The organism is Pseudomonas sp. Mn2068, assembly GCF_049319725.1.
Lineage (GTDB): Bacteria > Pseudomonadota > Gammaproteobacteria > Pseudomonadales > Pseudomonadaceae > Aquipseudomonas > Aquipseudomonas gingeri.
This window is the reverse complement of record NZ_JBMOUG010000017.1, coordinates 90,981-106,061: the sequence shown is the minus strand read 5'-3', so window position 1 is coordinate 106,061 and position 15,081 is coordinate 90,981. Positions and strand designations below refer to the sequence as shown.

The 15,081-nt window shown below is 63.6% G+C and carries 12 protein-coding genes and 4 tRNA genes; 6 read left to right on the top strand and 10 right to left on the bottom strand.

What is annotated here, in order from left to right:
* Positions 1 to 144: 144 nt before the first annotated feature.
* The 4 genes from ACL9RJ_RS28505 to ACL9RJ_RS28490 all read right to left on the bottom strand — a co-directional run bounded on the left by ACL9RJ_RS28505 (position 145) and on the right by ACL9RJ_RS28490 (position 654).
* Positions 145 to 221 (bottom strand) — tRNA-Asp (locus tag ACL9RJ_RS28505).
* Between the two features lie 19 nt (positions 222 to 240).
* Positions 241 to 316: transfer RNA gene (locus ACL9RJ_RS28500), tRNA-Val, on the bottom strand.
* Positions 317 to 482: 166 nt separating this feature from the next.
* A tRNA-Asp gene (locus ACL9RJ_RS28495) sits at positions 483 to 559 on the bottom strand.
* A 19-nt stretch (positions 560 to 578) separates the two neighbouring features.
* Positions 579 to 654 (bottom strand) — tRNA-Val (locus tag ACL9RJ_RS28490).
* A gap of 160 nt (positions 655 to 814) precedes the next feature.
* Between ACL9RJ_RS28490 and rdgC the strand changes: the two genes are divergently transcribed.
* The 3 genes from rdgC (at position 815) to sugE (ending at position 3,397) form a co-directional block, all read left to right on the top strand.
* The gene (gene rdgC / locus ACL9RJ_RS28485; RefSeq protein ID WP_017127797.1) at positions 815 to 1,735 is read left to right on the top strand and encodes a recombination-associated protein RdgC; all 921 of its coding nucleotides are present in this window, start codon (positions 815 to 817) and stop codon (positions 1,733 to 1,735) included.
* 261 nt (positions 1,736 to 1,996) lie between these two features.
* Positions 1,997 to 2,962 carry a bile acid:sodium symporter family protein gene (locus tag ACL9RJ_RS28480; RefSeq protein WP_017127796.1) on the top strand — a complete coding sequence of 322 codons (966 nt, stop codon included), beginning with the start codon at positions 1,997 to 1,999 and terminating at the stop codon, positions 2,960 to 2,962.
* A gap of 117 nt (positions 2,963 to 3,079) precedes the next feature.
* Positions 3,080 to 3,397, top strand: coding sequence for a quaternary ammonium compound efflux SMR transporter SugE (gene sugE, locus ACL9RJ_RS28475; protein WP_017127795.1), 318 nt, complete (start codon positions 3,080 to 3,082; stop codon positions 3,395 to 3,397).
* Positions 3,398 to 3,549: 152 nt separating this feature from the next.
* Here sugE and ACL9RJ_RS28470 read toward each other — a convergent pair whose 3' ends face one another.
* The 4 genes from ACL9RJ_RS28470 to ACL9RJ_RS28455 all read right to left on the bottom strand — a co-directional run bounded on the left by ACL9RJ_RS28470 (position 3,550) and on the right by ACL9RJ_RS28455 (position 7,712).
* Positions 3,550 to 5,427 (bottom strand): MFS transporter, encoded by a 1,878-nt coding sequence (locus ACL9RJ_RS28470; protein WP_103032790.1) that lies wholly within the window; start codon positions 5,425 to 5,427, stop codon positions 3,550 to 3,552.
* 90 nt (positions 5,428 to 5,517) lie between these two features.
* A complete protein-coding gene (locus tag ACL9RJ_RS28465) occupies positions 5,518 to 6,672 on the bottom strand; it encodes a TDT family transporter (RefSeq protein ID WP_017127794.1) in 1,155 nt (384 codons plus the stop codon).
* Between the two features lie 105 nt (positions 6,673 to 6,777).
* Positions 6,778 to 7,089 (bottom strand): cupin, encoded by a 312-nt coding sequence (locus ACL9RJ_RS28460; RefSeq protein ID WP_017127793.1) that lies wholly within the window; start codon positions 7,087 to 7,089, stop codon positions 6,778 to 6,780.
* The gene (locus tag ACL9RJ_RS28455) at positions 7,086 to 7,712 is read right to left on the bottom strand and encodes a cysteine hydrolase family protein (protein ID WP_422765873.1); all 627 of its coding nucleotides are present in this window, start codon (positions 7,710 to 7,712) and stop codon (positions 7,086 to 7,088) included. Before ACL9RJ_RS28455 ends, ACL9RJ_RS28460 begins: the two co-directional genes overlap by 4 nt.
* 125 nt (positions 7,713 to 7,837) lie before the next feature.
* Between ACL9RJ_RS28455 and ACL9RJ_RS28450 the strand changes: the two genes are divergently transcribed.
* A complete protein-coding gene (locus ACL9RJ_RS28450) occupies positions 7,838 to 8,794 on the top strand; it encodes a GlxA family transcriptional regulator (RefSeq protein ID WP_017127791.1) in 957 nt (318 codons plus the stop codon).
* Here the strand turns inward: ACL9RJ_RS28450 and ACL9RJ_RS28445 are convergent.
* Both ACL9RJ_RS28445 and ACL9RJ_RS28440 read right to left on the bottom strand, forming a co-directional pair.
* Positions 8,767 to 9,522 carry a hypothetical protein gene (locus ACL9RJ_RS28445; RefSeq protein ID WP_017127790.1) on the bottom strand — a complete coding sequence of 252 codons (756 nt, stop codon included), beginning with the start codon at positions 9,520 to 9,522 and terminating at the stop codon, positions 8,767 to 8,769. The genes ACL9RJ_RS28450 and ACL9RJ_RS28445 overlap by 28 nt on opposite strands.
* Before the next feature lie 107 nt (positions 9,523 to 9,629).
* The gene (locus ACL9RJ_RS28440; RefSeq protein ID WP_103032789.1) at positions 9,630 to 10,826 is read right to left on the bottom strand and encodes an MFS transporter; all 1,197 of its coding nucleotides are present in this window, start codon (positions 10,824 to 10,826) and stop codon (positions 9,630 to 9,632) included.
* Positions 10,827 to 10,917: 91 nt separating this feature from the next.
* On the opposite strand from ACL9RJ_RS28440, the gene ACL9RJ_RS28435 reads away from it, so the two are divergent.
* Together ACL9RJ_RS28435 and ACL9RJ_RS28430 are read left to right on the top strand one after the other, a co-directional pair.
* The gene (locus ACL9RJ_RS28435) at positions 10,918 to 11,466 is read left to right on the top strand and encodes a TetR/AcrR family transcriptional regulator (RefSeq protein WP_017127789.1); all 549 of its coding nucleotides are present in this window, start codon (positions 10,918 to 10,920) and stop codon (positions 11,464 to 11,466) included.
* 122 nt (positions 11,467 to 11,588) lie between these two features.
* Complete coding sequence (locus tag ACL9RJ_RS28430; protein WP_017127788.1) at positions 11,589 to 15,059, top strand: hybrid sensor histidine kinase/response regulator; 3,471 nt, start codon at positions 11,589 to 11,591, stop codon at positions 15,057 to 15,059.
* Positions 15,060 to 15,081: the final 22 nt, after the last annotated feature.

Sequence of the window (15,081 nt, the reverse complement as noted above, 5' to 3'; positions counted from 1 at the left end):
GTGGGAGCCGGCTTGCTGGCGATCGCGATATGAGCCTCACCGCCGCAATCACTGAACGGCGCCAGAAGAGACGGACGAAAAAAAGCCCGCACAAGGCGGGCTTTCCGTGATGTCCTGGCGTTCAGTGGTCCAGGACATCGAATATGGCGCAGCGGACGGGACTCGAACCCGCGACCCCCGGCGTGACAGGCCGGTATTCTAACCGACTGAACTACCGCTGCGCGTAACACTGATATCGAATGGTGGGTGATGACGGGATCGAACCGCCGACCCTCTGCTTGTAAGGCAGATGCTCTCCCGGCTGAGCTAATCACCCTTCGCTTTCGGTGTGGGTGCATTATGCCACAAAAAATCCATAACGCACTGATTTAAATAATCTTTTTTTAAATCCAGGATTTTTTGCAAACAGCAGACAGCAAAAAGCCCGCACAAGGCGGGCTTTCCGTGATGTCCTGGCGTTCAGTGGTCCAGAACATCGAATATGGCGCAGCGGACGGGACTCGAACCCGCGACCCCCGGCGTGACAGGCCGGTATTCTAACCGACTGAACTACCGCTGCGCGTAACACTGTTGACGAATGGTGGGTGATGACGGGATCGAACCGCCGACCCTCTGCTTGTAAGGCAGATGCTCTCCCGGCTGAGCTAATCACCCTTCGCTTTCGGTGTGGCGCGCATTCTACGGAGCACTCCACACTCTGGCAAGCACTTTCTTTAATATTTTTCTCAGGCCTTCCAAAGACTTAGCAGAGGGTTGGCCTATCGGGCCACGAAGAGAATAATGCCCTCCTTTGTATAAAGGAGAGATTCACCCCATGTGGTTCAAAAACCTGCTTATCTATCGCCTGACCCAAGATCTGCCTTTTGATGCCGAGGCGTTGGAAACCGCACTGGCGACCAAACCGGCCCGCCCCTGTGCAAGCCAGGAGTTGACCACCTATGGCTTCGTCGCTCCGTTCGGCAAGGGTGAAGACGCCCCGCTGGTCCACGTCAGCGGCGACTTCCTGCTGGTCGCGGCGCGCAAGGAAGAGCGCATCCTGCCCGGCAGCGTGGTGCGTGACGCGCTGAAGGAAAAGGTCGAGGAGATCGAGGCCGAGCAAATGCGCAAGGTCTACAAGAAGGAACGCGATCAACTCAAGGATGAAATCATCCAGGCGTTCCTGCCCCGTGCCTTTATCCGTCGCTCGGCGACCTTTGCCGCGATCGCGCCGAAACAGGGCCTGATCCTGGTCAACTCGGCCAGCCCGAAACGCGCCGAAGACCTGCTGTCGACCCTGCGTGAAGTACTCGGCACCCTGCCGGTTCGTCCGCTGACCGTGAAGACCGCGCCGACCGCGGTGATGACCGACTGGGTCAAGACCCTGAAAGCCGCCGAGCACTTCTTTGTCCTCGACGAGTGCGAACTGCGCGACACCCAGGAAGATGGCGGCATCGTCCGCTGCAAGCGCCAGGACCTGACCGGCGAGGAAATCCAGCTGCACCTGAGCACCGGCAAGATGGTCACCCAGCTGGCATTGGCCTGGCAGGACAAGCTGTCCTTCGTGCTCGATGACAAGATGGTGGTCAAGCGCCTGAAGTTCGAAGACCTGCTGCAGGACCAGGCGGAACAGGACGGTGGCGAAGAAGCCCTGGGCCAGCTGGACGCCAGCTTCACCCTGATGATGCTGACCTTCGGCGAGTTCCTGCCGGAACTGTTCGACGCCCTGGGTGGCGAGGAAATGCCGCAGGGCATCTGATGCCGGACGCGGGCCCTGTGCAGGAGCCGACTTGCCGGCGATAGCGTCCGCCTCATCGCTGGTAAGCCAGCTACAAGGGCCATGTCGGGCACGGAACGGGCGTACGACATCCATTCCCTGTGGGAGCCGGCTTGCTGGCGATAGCGTCCGCACAGCCACCACAAGGCTCAAGGGCCTCATCGCTGCGAGGCGGCGTCCCGACAAGCCGGCTCCTGCAAGGGGCCGGGTCAAGATGACGAACTCAAATAACAAGGAAATCCCATGCGCGCACTGGCCGCACTCAGCCGTTTTGTCGGTAACACCTTCGCCTACTGGGTGCTGATTTTCGCCGTGCTGGCGTTTCTGCAACCTGCCTGGTTCATCAGCCTGAAAGTCGCCATCGTGCCCCTGCTCGGCCTGGTGATGTTCGGCATGGGCCTGACCCTCAAACTCGAAGACTTCGCCGAAGTCGCCCGCCATCCCTGGCGCGTGGCCCTTGGTGTGGTCGCCCATTTCATTATCATGCCGGGCGTCGCCTGGCTGCTCTGCCGAGCCTTCCAGCTGCCGGCGGAAATCGCCGTCGGAGTGATCCTGGTCGGTTGCTGCCCGAGCGGCACTTCGTCCAATGTGATGACCTGGCTGGCCCGTGGCGACCTGGCGCTGTCGGTGGCGATTGCTGCGGTCACCACCCTGCTCGCCCCGTTGCTGACCCCGGCGCTGATCTGGCTGCTGGCTTCGGCCTGGTTGCCGGTGTCGTTCATGGAGCTGTTCTGGTCAATCCTGCAAGTGGTGCTGCTGCCCATCGTGCTCGGCGTGGTTGCCCAACGCCTGCTGGGGGAACGGGTACGCCATGCGGTGGAAGTCCTGCCGCTGATCTCGGTGGTGAGCATCGTGATCATCGTCACCGCGGTGGTCGCCGCCAGCCAGGCGAAGATCGCCGAGTCGGGACTGCTGATCATGGCCGTGGTCATGCTGCATAACAGCTTCGGTTATCTGCTCGGCTATTTCACCGGCCGCCTGTTCAAGCTGCCGCTGGCCCAGCGCAAGTCGCTGGCCCTGGAAGTCGGCATGCAGAACTCCGGGCTGGGCGCCGCCCTGGCCAGCGCGCACTTCTCGCCATTGGCGGCGGTGCCCAGCGCGCTGTTCAGTGTCTGGCACAATATTTCCGGGGCCCTGCTCTCGACCTGGTTCCGCCGGATGAGTGACAGGCAGGACCGCGAACTGGCCGCCCAGGGCACGGCCGACTGAGTGACAGCTTGATCCCCAGGTTGAGAATGGGCAATATAGTGCGCAACGCAGGGACGACCTTGCGGCTCGATCGAGTTATCAATCTGGGGACGACCCCGTCAATCGATGGAGGTCATCATGTCCTGGATCATTCTGTTTTTCGCCGGTCTGTTTGAAGTCGGTTGGGCCGTCGGCCTGAAATACACCGATGGCTTCAGCCGCCCGCTGCCCACCGCCCTGACCGTTGCCGCCATGGCCATCAGCCTCGGCCTGCTGGGCCTTGCCATGAAGGAATTGCCGCTGGGGACCGCCTACGCGATCTGGACCGGTGTCGGCGCGGTGGGCACGGTGATCGCCGGCATCATCCTGTTCGGCGAGTCCATGGCCCTGTTCCGGCTGGCGAGCGTGGCGCTGATCATTGCCGGGCTGATCGGCCTGAAGGTCTCGGCGGCCTGACAGTGTCCCTTGTGGGAGCTGGCTTGCCGGCGATGAGGCCAACAAGCCGATCGGACGCCATCGCCGGCAAGCCGGCTCCTACAAGGGCTGTGTTCAATCGTAAGGAATGAGGAAGCCTGCGAGGCCGCTAAAAGCTTCCCTCCCGCACACGCTTAACGACGCGCCATCCCCCGCAACTGCAACACCTGCTCACGCAACCGCGCCGGCACTGCCTCCTCGGCCGCCACCGTCGGCCCGGCCACCAGGGTCACCCGTGACCAGAGGCGACGGAACAGGCCCTTCTGCGGATCGCGGCTGAAGAAGCTGCCCCACAAGCCTTGCAGCGCCAGGGGAATCACCGGCACCGGGGTTTCCTCCAGCACGCGGGTCATGCCGCCCTTGAACTCGCTGATCTCGCCATCGGTGGTCAACTTGCCCTCGGGAAAAATGCACACCAGCTCGCCGTCCTTCAGGTACTCGGCAATCTTGCGGAACGCACGCTCGTAGATCTCCAGGTCTTCACCGCGCCCGGCAATCGGAATCGCCCCGGCAGTGCGGAAGATGAAGTTGAGCACCGGCAAGCGGTAGATCTTGTAATACATCACGAAGCGGATCGGCCGACGTACCGCCCCGCCGATCAGCAGCGCATCGACGAACGATACGTGGTTGCACACCAGCAACGCCGGCCCCTCATCGGGGATCAGCTCAAGGTTCCTGTGTTCGACCCGGTACATGGAATGGCTGAGGAGCCAGATCATGAAACGCATGCTGAACTCGGGGACGATCTTGAAGATGTAGGCGTTGACCGCGATGTTCATCAGCGACACCACCAGGAACAACTCCGGGATCGACAGCTTCGCCACGCTCAGCAGCAGAATCGAGACGATTGCCGAGACCACCATGAACAACGCATTGAGAATATTGTTCGCGGCGATCACCCGGGCCCGCTCGTTCTCGGCGGTGCGCGACTGGATCAAAGCGTACAGCGGCACGATATAGAAGCCGCCGAACACCCCCAGCCCGAGGATATCGAGCAACACCCACCAGGCCTGGTGGTAGCCCAGCACATTCAGCCAGTCATTGGCCTGGATGTTCTGCGGCAAGTTGCCCGAATGCCACCACAACAGCAGGCCGAACAGTGTCAGGCCGAAGGAGCCGAACGGCACCAGGCCGATTTCCACCTTGCGTCCGGACAGGCGCTCGCAAAGCATCGAACCCACCGCGATGCCCACCGAGAAGACGGTAAGAATCAGGGTCACCACGGTTTCATCGCCGTACATCCATTCCTTGGCGTAGGCGGGAATCTGCGTCAGGTAGATCGCCCCGACAAACCAGAACCACGAGTTGCCGACAATCGAGCGCGAAACCGCCGGCGTCTGTCCCAGGCCCAGGCGCAACGTGGCCCAGGACTGGCTGAAGATATTCCAGTTCAACCGCAACTGTGGGCTGGACGCCGCCGCCCGGGGAATGCCGCGGCTGGCGAAATAGCCCAAGACCGCCACGCCGATGATGGCGGCGGAGACAACCGGTGCGTAATGACTGGAGGACATCATGATCCCAGCACCGATGGTCCCGGCCAGGATCGCCAGGAAGGTACCCATTTCCACCAGGCCGTTGCCGCCCACCAGTTCCTCTTCGCGCAGGGCCTGGGGCAGGATCGAATATTTCACCGGGCCGAACAGCGCCGAATGGGTGCCCATGGCGAACAACGCCACCAGCATCAGGGACAGGTGGTCGAACAGGAAGCCGGTGGCCCCGACCGCCATGATGGCGATTTCCCCCAGCTTGATCAGCCGGATCAGCGCGTCCTTGGCGAACTTCTCGCCAAACTGCCCGGCCAGGGCCGAAAACAGGAAGAACGGCAGGATGAACAGCAGGGCGCAGAGGTTGACCCAGATACCGCGATCACCGTCGATGCTCAACTTGTAGAGGATGGCGAGGATCAACGACTGCTTGAAGATATTGTCGTTGAACGCTCCGAGCGACTGGGTCACGAAGAACGGCAGGAAGCGCCGCGTACGCAGTAGGCTGAACTGTGAGGGGTGACTCATCTTCCATGGTCCTGAGTGGCGCCGAGAGCGGCTTTCTTGTTGGAATGCGGATCACCGCTCCAGGCCACAACCTTACCTAATCCTGAAGATTTATTTCGCGATTCCTGCAAGGCAGGGCGAAACAAACAGCTCGCCTTTATACGCGCCCCGCAGCGTACGACTGCCGACGATCAGCCACAAGACCGCCAGCAAGGCCACCAGCACCAGGCCAAAGCCGCTGAAAAAGCCCAGGTGCAGGGTACTGCCCAGTTTCAGGGTCGCCAGGGAGTAGACGCCCAGGGGGAAAGTGAAGCCCCACCAGCCGAGGTTGAAGGGAATGCCGCGACGCAGGTAACGCAGGGTGATCAGCACCGCCATCAGCATCCACCACAGGCCGAAGCCCCAGAGGATGATGCCGGCGACCAGGCCCAGGCCACTGGCGATCTCGCCGATCCCCGCCAACCCATTGGCGGCGAAGATCGCCGGCGAGTCCGTCCCCAACACCAGCATGCCGAGCGCCCCGGTACCGATCGGCCCCAGCGCCAGCCAGCTCGAAGCCGCCATGTTTTCATGGGGCAACTTGTGCAAGGCCATGCGCAGCAGCAGGATCACCAGGATGCTGAACGCCACAGGCACCGAGAACGCCCAGAGCACATAGCTGGTGATCAGCACATTGAACTGCATGTGCGCATCCAGCAGGTGCGGCGCCAGCAGGCCACCACTGGCCGCCGCCACTTCCGCGGCCACCACCGGCAACAGCCAGACCGCGGTCATCTGGTCGATGCTGTGCTGCTGGCGGGTGAACATCATGAAGGGAATCAGCACGCCGCAGGCCAGGGACATCGCCACATCGATCCACCACAGCACCTCGGCGACCTGCACCGCACCGTCGCCCCAGCGCGCCACGCCAAACAGCAGGAAGCCATTGATGATGGTCGCCAGCCCCATGGGAATGGTGCCGAAGAACATCGAGACCGTGGAATGACCGAAAATCCGCCGGGCCTCGTCGAAAAACAATACCCAGCGTGCGCCGTAGAGCAGGCTGAACACGGCGAACAGCAGGATATTGAACAACCACAAGCCTTCGGCGAAGGCCCGCTGGCCCGGGACTTCAACCGGCAACTGGGCCAGGGCCAGCGCCAGGACACCGGTGCCCATGGTGGCGGCGAACCAGTTCGGGGTGAACTGGCGGATGGCTTCCCGGGGGTGCTGCAAATGGCTCAAGGGCCGCAGTCCGGGTTTGATGCTGTTGGGGCACGTTTGCATGGCTGACTCCTGTCCTCGGGTGAGGTTGCAGTCATCATAGAACCGTATCGAATATCCATATAACGGGTAATTTCTCTATCTGTTATCTATTTTACAGATATAAATCTATACACTACCTTCGGTTTCGATCACCAGCACCCGCGCCTCTCCCTGGGGTTCGGCCAGGTGCTCGCAACCGATGGCAGCGTAAAAAATATCACCGACTTCCAGCATCACGGCCTGCTCGACGCCGTCCCGGCGATAACGCATGCGCACCTGGCCGTCGAGCACCACAAAGACCTCCTGCCCGTCATTGACGTGCCAGACATATGGCTGGTCAGTCCAGTGCAATCGGGTACTGATGCCGTTCATGCTGGCGATATCCAGCGCGGCCCAGGGCCGGCTGCCGGTAAAGTCACGGCTCCGAATGAGGCTCATGAACGTTGCACCGCCTGTTGATTGGAGGCCGGGATCGAAGAGCGGGACAAGGCTACGCCGTCACTCACGGCAGACTGCCATTGCGCCGTGCTGACCACCGCGGCAAAACGCGTATGGAACACCACGCTGAACACCCGGTGGATCTCCTCGGCGCTGGCCTGCCCGGCTTCGTTGGCATAGGGCAGCGAACCGGTGGCATCACTGAGGAACTCGACCGCCAGGCCACGATGGGTGGCTTCGAAAATCGTCGAGGCATCGCAATTGTGGGTCATGTAGCCGACCACGCTCAACGTATCGATCTCGCGCTGCGCCAGCCACTGGCCGAGGTCGGTGTCGGCAAAGGCACTGGGCAGTGTCTTGTGGATCAGATGATCGCGGGCACGCGAGCCGACCACCGGATGCAACGCCCAACCCGGCGAACCGATGGCAAACAGCGGCGATCCCGCCGGACTGTCGTTCTGCACGACAACCACCGGAATACCCGCGGCATGCGCGGCATCGATGGCCTTGCCGATATTGGCCAGCGATTCCTCGACCGGCGGGTACTCGATCAGCAGGTTGCCGCTGACGTATTCGTTCTGCACATCGATCACGATCAGGGCACGAAGGGGGGCGCGGGACATGGTTCAACTCCTCGGTAAACAGGCTTGAGCACGCATGATTGCCTGCCGCCCGAAAATCCATAAGTGGCCCGAAAGACAATATTCGATAAAATCAGGCCAAACCCAGCAACAGCGAGCGCGCCACGATGACCACGATCCATATCGCCGTGATCGCCTTCAACGGCATCAGCCCCTTTCATCTGTCAGTGCCAACCCTGGTGTTCGCCGAACAGCGCGAAGGCATCGACATGCCGCGCTTTGCCCTGAAGGTCTGCGGTTTCGAACCCGGCCCGCTCGCTACCTGCGCCGGCTTCGATATCCAGACCCACCATGAACTGGAGATCCTCGACCAGGCCGATGTGATCATCATGCCGTCCTGGCGGGACACCGCGGAGCGGCCACCCGAGTCGCTGCTGCACGCCTTGCGCCAGGCGCACGACAAGGGCACCCGGATCGTCGGCCTGTGCCTGGGCGCCTTTGTGCTGGCCGAGGCCGGGCTGCTGGACGGCCGCAAGGCCACCACCCACTGGAACTGGGCGGCGGACTTCGCCCGTCGATATCCGCAGGTGCTGCTGGATGCCGATGTGCTGTATGCCGAGTCCGACCACCTGCTGACCTCGGCCGGCACCGCTGCCGGCCTGGACTGCTGCCTGTACCTGATGCAGCAGTTGTGTGGCGCCGAAGTCGCGCACAAGGTCGCCCGGCGACTGGTGGTCGCACCCCATCGCTCGGGCGGGCAGGCACAGTTCATCGAGCGGCCGATTCCCCTCGCCGGCGAGCAGGATCGCATGGGGCAACTGCTGCAATGGCTCGGGCAGAATTTCACCCGTAGCCATTCCCTTGATGAACTGGCCGACCGTGTGGCAATGAGTCGCCGATCATTTACCCGGCACTTCCGGCAACTGACCGGCACCACCGTCGGCCAGTGGCTGCTGGGACAACGCCTGAGCCATGCCCAACGCCTGCTGGAAAGCAGCCCCCACAGCATAGAAACCATTGCCCAGGAAGCCGGATTCGGCACGGCGCTGTCGTTGCGCCAGCACTTCAACGCCTCGCTGCAGATTTCTCCATCGGCTTATCGGGCCCAGTTCATCGGGCGCTGAACCGACGGCACACACACCTCGGGCTCGGGCTCGTCCCGCCGGGCATCCCGTTGAAACTCCCTGCGCAGCCAGGCGGCATCCAGCACCGGCTCCAGGCCCGGTGCCGGTCGCTTGATTTCGTCGCCACGCAGCAGATCATTGCGCAGAATCGCAAAGCGCGCCCTGCTGATATGTCCGCCGGAACCGTAGAAGCCGGCCCGACCCAGCCTGGCGGCGACACCGGTTTCCCCGCCGAACCAGCCGGCACCGATACCCAGACGAGCCATGACAAAGTCCCGGTCCCTGAGGATCGATGCACAGACCTCCACCAGCGCGATAAAGCCCTGGACCGCCATGTCCATGGCTTCCAGGCCGTGCAGGACAGCGATACGCCGGCCAATGCAACGCCAGCCTTTCCTCACCAGCAGGCTGTCGATGACTTCATGGGCATGCACCACCCGTCGCCGCGCGTCACGCTCGCGCAGCAGGGCTTCCTTGAGGGCGTACAACGCAAAGGCCAGAGGCGCGGCCCCCTGGGGACGCATCGAGTCCGAAGGCAGGACATGCCGCAGTTGTCGATGAAGAGCGAACAGGACGCCGGAACTCAACAGCAGGTCGGCCTGGCGCGCCAAGGGTTGCGCGGCGACCTCGAGGGCCAGGGCAAAGGCCTCGGGCAGGTCCGCGATGGCGAGTTGTTGTACAAGAGCAGCAGGGTTCAGGGGGGATGCCGGGGATGTGCGGGCGGGCATGATCGACCTAGGAAAATCGGATGTGGGATCCGTACCAGACTGACCTGCCCCCCTCCCCGCAGCTTTCAATTAGCGCTCGCCGGCCGGCCCGCCGTCTGCCCGGGCCCTCAGGCGGGGCAGGTCTTTGCCGGGCGCTGCAGCCGCAACGCCAACAGCGCGGCCACCGACAGCACGATCAAGATCCCGCCGTAGCCCTGGGTCGTGGCGATCAGGCCGAAGGTGCGGCTCAGGCTCCCGGCCAGAAACGCCGGCAGGCAGAAGGCCAGGTAACTCAGCACATAGAACGCCGACATCAGGCCCGCCCGTTCATGGGGCAATGCCAGGGGTACCACGCTGCGCAAGGCGCCAAGGAAACCGGCACCGAAACCGCTGCCCGCCACCAGCGTGCCGACAAAGAACAGCGCCAGGCTCGCCTCGTGCACAGCCATCAGGATCAGGCTGACCCCCACCGCCAGCAAGCCGGCCCCCAGTTGCAGGACCTTGTCCGCCGGACGCTCGCGCAAGCTGAAAATGGCCGCCGCCCCGCTCAAGGTGAGGATCGCCACCAGGCCACCGCCGATCAGGTTCGAGGTCGAGCCCGTTGCGGCGCGTACCAATGACGGCGCCAGCGAAGAGTAGAAGCCACCCACCGCCCAGACCGCGATATCCACCGGCAACGACAACCACAGCGCCCGCCGGGCCTGTGGCGGGACATGCAAGGTCGGGCGCAACGACGCCAGCGCCCCCGGCTGCGCGCTGACACTTTCCGGCAGGCGCCAGACATACAGGGCCTGGAGCACCAGCAACGCCAGGAGCAACTCGTACACCAACTGCGTGGGCCGTGGACAGAACTCGGCCAGCACGCTGGCGCCGAAGGCCCCGCAGGCCATGCCCAGCAACGGCGCCAGGCTGTTGACCAACGGCCCCTTGCGATTGTCGCGATCCAGCAGGGCCGCACTCAGTACGCTGGTGGCCATCCCGGTGGCGAAGCCTTGCAGGATGCGGGCGGCAATCAGCAACGATATGCTGTCGGCGCCGATGAACAAGCCCATGGCGACGATTTCCAGCAGCAGCGCGCCGAAGATCACCGGCTTGCGTCCCAGGTGATCCGACAACGAACCGACCGTCAGCAAGGCTGCCAGCAGGCTCAGGGCATAGACGCCGAAGATCAGGGTCAGGGTCGCGGCGGAAAATGCCATCGTCTCCTGGTACAGGTGGTACAACGGCGTCGGCGCACTGGATGCCGCGAGAAAGGTCAGCAAGGTGATCGACAGGAACACCAGGCCGGAACGGCTTGAAACGGGCATTTCGGCACGGCTGGACATAAGCGCTCTCCACAAAAGCTAATGTTTTGCTTTTGCGCAGTGTGCTACCGACTTTCGCTTAAAGCAAATTCTTTGTGTTAAGGTTTTATCCATGGCAATCAAAGAAAGTATCCGCCCCGGTGGCCGCAGTGCCCGGGTGCAGGAATCGATTCATGCGGCGGTCCGTGCGCTCCTTGAAGAGCAGGACCGCTCGACCCTCACCGTCCCGCAAATCGCCGCGCGGGCCGGTGTCACGCCGTCGACCATCTACCGGCGATGGGGCGATCTCTCGGAGTTGCTGGCGGACGTGGCCCTCGCGCGCCTGCAACCGGATCGCGAACCGCTCGACACCGGCAGCCTGCCGGGCGACCTGCGCGCCTGGGCCGAGCAGTACCTGGATGAGATCAGCTCGGAGCCGGGACGCAACCTGATGCGCGACGTCCAGAACAGCGCCTCCAGGCCTTGTTATTGCGTGGAGATCCTCGGCGGGCAATTGCAGATCATCCTCGATCGCTACCGCCAGGCCGTCGTACCGCTGCCCAGCGTCGATCACCTGATCAACCTGATCGTCGCCCCGACGGTGTTCCGCGTCCTGTTCTCCAGCGCACCGTTGAGTGTCGAGGAGTTGCACCAGCAGATCGACATCGCCCTGCGCGGCTGAACCATCGACTGCGACACCCGGCCACGCTCGACCTTGGTCGACACTGACGCCGCCCGGCCATCGTGCGAGACTGTAGCGCCAGGGCCGGACTGCCCTCGGGATATCTTTTGCCGGGAGTTTCCATGTCGCTGTCCAGCGGGCTGATCGCCGCCGTCGCCCTGGCCTATATGGCCATCATGTTCGCCATCGCCTTCTACGGCGACCGCCGCAGCGCGCCCCTGCCGCCGCGGGTGCGCGCCTGGGTCTACAGCCTGTCACTGGCGGTCTACTGCACCAGCTGGACCTTCTTCGGCGCGGTCGGCCAGGCCGCCGACCAGCTCTGGGCATTCCTGCCGATCTACCTGGGCCCGGTGCTGTTGCTGGTGTTCGCGCCCTGGGTCCTGCAGAAGATGGTGCTGATCAGCAAACAGGAAAACATCACCTCGATCGCCGACTTCATCGCCGCCCGCTACGGCAAGTCGCAATCCCTGGCGGTGGTGGTCGCGCTGATCTGCCTGGTCGGGGTACTGCCCTATATTGCCTTGCAGCTCAAGGGCATCGTGCTCGGGGTCAACCTGCTGATCGGCGCCGGGGCCGACGCCATGGGCGTGCGGGCCCAGGACACGGCGCTGATCGTCTCCCTGGTGCTGGCGCTGTTCACCATCGTCTTCGGTACCCGCAACCTCGACGCCACCGAGCACCACCGCGGCATGGTGCTGGCGATTGCCTTCGAGTCCCTGGTCAAGCTGTTCGCCTTTCTCGCGGTGGGTGCCTTTGTCACCTACGGCCTCTACGACGGCTTCGACGATCTGTTCGACCAGGCCAGGACCTCGGAACTGCTGGCCGAGTACTGGAAGGAAACGGTCAACTGGCCCTCCATGGTGGTGCAGACCGGTGTAGCGATGATGGCGATCATCTGCCTGCCACGACAATTCCACGTCACAGTGGTGGAAAACATCGAGCCCCAGGACCTGCGACTGGCCAAATGGGTGTTCCCCGCCTACCTGATCCTCGCGGCCCTGTTCGTGGTGCCGATTGCCCTCGCCGGGCGGATGATGCTGCCCGCCGAGGTCCTGCGCGACTCTTACGTCATCAGCCTGCCACTGGCCCAGGCGCATCCGGCACTGGCCGTGCTGGCCTTTATCGGCGGCGCCTCGGCGGCCACCGGGATGGTGATCGTCGCCAGCGTCGCCTTGTCGACCATGGTTTCCAACGACATGCTGCTGCCCTGGCTGCTGCGCCGGACCAATTCCGAGCGGCCATTCGAAGTGTTCCGCCACTGGATGCTGTCGGTGCGTCGCATCAGCATCGTGGTGATCCTGCTGCTGGCCTATGTCAGCTATCGCCTGCTCGGCTCCACCGCCAGCCTGGCGACCATCGGCCAGATCGCCTTTGCCGCCGTGACCCAGCTGGCCCCGGCGATGCTCGGGGCGCTGTACTGGAAACAGGCCAACCGCCGCGGCGTGTTTGCCGGTATCGCCGCAGGCACCTTCCTCTGGTTCTATACCCTGATCCTGCCGATCGCCGCCCATAGCCTGGGCTGGTCGCTCAGCAGTTTCCCCGGCCTGGCCTGGCTGCACGGCAACCCGCTGAACCTGCCCATCACGCCCCTTACCCAGGGCGTGGTGCTGTCGCTGGCCGGTAACTTCACCCTGTTCGCCTGGGTCTCGGTACTGTCGCGGACCCGCGTCTCGGAGCACTGGCAGGCTGGGCGTTTCATCGGCCAGGAAATCAACGCCCGCCCCAGCGCCCGCTCGATGCTGGCGGTACAGATCGAAGACCTGCTGACCCTCGCCGCGCGGTTTGTCGGCGACGAGCGCGCGCGCCAGAGCTTTATCCGTTTCGCCTATCGACAGGGCAAGGGCTTCAACCCGAACCAGAACGCCGACAGCGACTGGATCGCCCACACCGAGCGCCTGCTGGCCGGTGTCCTCGGCGCATCCTCGACCCGGGCGGTGGTGAAAGCCGCCATCGAAGGCCGGGAAATGCAACTGGAGGACGTGGTCCGGATCGCCGACGAAGCCTCCGAGGTGCTGCAGTTCAATCGCGCCCTGCTGCAGGGCGCCATCGAGAACATCACCCAGGGCATCAGCGTGGTCGATCAGTCACTGAAACTGGTGGCCTGGAACCGTCGCTACCTGGAGCTGTTCAACTATCCCGACGGCCTGATCAGCGTCGGCCGGCCGATTGCCGACATCATCCGCTACAACGCCGAGCGCGGCCTCTGCGGCCCCGGCGAGGCCGAGGTCCACGTCGCCCGGCGCCTGCACTGGATGCGCCAGGGCCGGGCGCACACGTCCGAACGACTGTTCCCCAATGGCCGGGTGATCGAATTGATCGGCAACCCGATGCCGGGCGGCGGTTTTGTCATGAGCTTCACCGACATCACCGCGTTCCGCGAGGCCGAGCAGGCCCTCACCGAAGCCAATGAAGGCCTGGAGCAACGGGTCGCCGAGCGTACCCATGAACTGTCGCAACTCAACGTCGCGCTGACCGAGGCCAAGGGCACCGCCGAATCGGCCAACCAGTCCAAGACCCGCTTTCTCGCGGCGGTCAGTCACGACCTGATGCAACCCCTGAACGCCGCGCGACTGTTTTCCGCGGCACTCTCCCATCAGGAAGACGGCCTGTCCGGCGAGGCCCAGCAACTGGTGCAGCACCTGGACAGTTCACTGCGCTCGGCCGAAGACCTGATCAGCGACCTGCTGGATATCTCGCGCCTGGAAAACGGCAAGATCACCCGGGACGCGAAACCCTTTGCCCTCAACGAACTGTTCGACACCCTGGGCGCGGAGTTCAAGGCCCTGGCCCAGGAACAGGGCCTGAAATTCCGCGTGCGGGGCAGCCGCCTGCAGATCCACAGCGATATCAAGCTGCTGCGGCGGATCCTGCAGAACTTCCTCACCAATGCCTTCCGCTACGCCAGGGGACCGGTGCTGCTGGGTGTGCGGCGGCGCGGCGAACAACTGCTGCTGGAGGTGTGGGATCGCGGTCCGGGCATTCCCGAAGACAAGCGCCAGGTGATTTTTGAGGAATTCAAGCGCCTCGACAGCCATCAGACCCGCGCCGAGAAGGGCCTGGGACTCGGACTGGCGATTGCCGACGGCTTGTGTCGGGTGCTCGGGCACCAGTTGCAGGTACGCTCCTGGCCGGGACGGGGCAGCGTCTTCAGCGTCAGCGTGCCCCTGGCCCGTGGCCGCGTGGCGACAGCCAACAAGGCGGCGCCCCACAACGGCCACGTCATGAGCGGGGCGCAGGTGCTGTGTGTCGACAACGAAGACAGCATCCTGATCGGCATGCACAGCCTGCTGACCCGTTGGGGCTGCCAGGTCTGGACCGCGCGCAATCGTCAGGAATGCACGGCACTGCTGGAACAGGGTATTCGCCCGCAATTGGCGCTGGTGGACTATCACCTCGATGACGGCGAGACCGGCACCGGATTGATGGCCTGGCTGCGCACGCGATTGAACGAACCGCTGCCCGGCGTCGTGATCAGCGCCGACGGTCGCCCGGAGACGGTGGCCCAGGTACACGGGGCCGGGCTCGACTACCTGGCCAAACCGGTGAAGCCGGCGGCGCTACGGGCCTTGCTGAGCCGGCATCTGCCGCTTTGAAAGCTTCACCGACGCTATCGCT

Coding starts and splice junctions, on each gene's coding strand:
- rdgC (WP_017127797.1), top strand. CDS start 815: ATGTGGTTCAAAAACCTGCTTATCTATCGCCTGACCCAAGATCTGCCT.
- ACL9RJ_RS28480 (WP_017127796.1), top strand. CDS start 1,997: ATGCGCGCACTGGCCGCACTCAGCCGTTTTGTCGGTAACACCTTCGCC.
- sugE (WP_017127795.1), top strand. CDS start 3,080: ATGTCCTGGATCATTCTGTTTTTCGCCGGTCTGTTTGAAGTCGGTTGG.
- ACL9RJ_RS28470 (WP_103032790.1), bottom strand. CDS start 5,427: ATGAGTCACCCCTCACAGTTCAGCCTACTGCGTACGCGGCGCTTCCTG.
- ACL9RJ_RS28465 (WP_017127794.1), bottom strand. CDS start 6,672: ATGCAAACGTGCCCCAACAGCATCAAACCCGGACTGCGGCCCTTGAGC.
- ACL9RJ_RS28460 (WP_017127793.1), bottom strand. CDS start 7,089: ATGAGCCTCATTCGGAGCCGTGACTTTACCGGCAGCCGGCCCTGGGCC.
- ACL9RJ_RS28455 (WP_422765873.1), bottom strand. CDS start 7,712: ATGTCCCGCGCCCCCCTTCGTGCCCTGATCGTGATCGATGTGCAGAAC.
- ACL9RJ_RS28450 (WP_017127791.1), top strand. CDS start 7,838: ATGACCACGATCCATATCGCCGTGATCGCCTTCAACGGCATCAGCCCC.
- ACL9RJ_RS28445 (WP_017127790.1), bottom strand. CDS start 9,522: ATGCCCGCCCGCACATCCCCGGCATCCCCCCTGAACCCTGCTGCTCTT.
- ACL9RJ_RS28440 (WP_103032789.1), bottom strand. CDS start 10,826: ATGTCCAGCCGTGCCGAAATGCCCGTTTCAAGCCGTTCCGGCCTGGTG.
- ACL9RJ_RS28435 (WP_017127789.1), top strand. CDS start 10,918: ATGGCAATCAAAGAAAGTATCCGCCCCGGTGGCCGCAGTGCCCGGGTG.
- ACL9RJ_RS28430 (WP_017127788.1), top strand. CDS start 11,589: ATGTCGCTGTCCAGCGGGCTGATCGCCGCCGTCGCCCTGGCCTATATG.